The organism is Hungatella sp. SL.1.14 (assembly GCF_024460495.1).
Taxonomy (GTDB): domain Bacteria; phylum Bacillota; class Clostridia; order Lachnospirales; family Lachnospiraceae; genus Hungatella; species Hungatella hathewayi.
Genome location: NZ_JANFYJ010000400.1, coordinates 1 through 297 on the forward strand (window position 1 = coordinate 1; position 297 = coordinate 297).

Sequence of the window (297 nt, forward strand, 5' to 3'; positions counted from 1 at the left end):
AAAAAGTTGATTAATATGAGATAAGGTGGTAAACTATCCGAAGGTTTAGTTCGCATAAGCGCGATTATGGGAAGTACCCACGGAAAGGTCTTTAAATGGCTGATAACACGCAAGAAGGCGCCCAGACAGACTGTATTCGGGTTCTGCATTTTGTCTCCACTCTGAGCCGCGGAAGCGGTGTTATGAGTGTGATTATGAATTACTTTAGGCATATAGAACGAGATAAAGTCCAGTTTGATTTTTTGCACTTTATTGCCTGTGAGGATTCTTATATGGAAGATATCCGGGAATTAGGCG

General features: G+C 41.8%; 1 pseudogene. It reads left to right on the forward strand.

Annotation, left to right across the window (positions count from 1 at the left end):
* Nucleotides 1-95 precede the first annotated feature (95 nt).
* A pseudogene (locus NE473_RS31550) lies at nt 96-297 on the forward strand (glycosyltransferase family 1 protein); the annotation flags it as partial.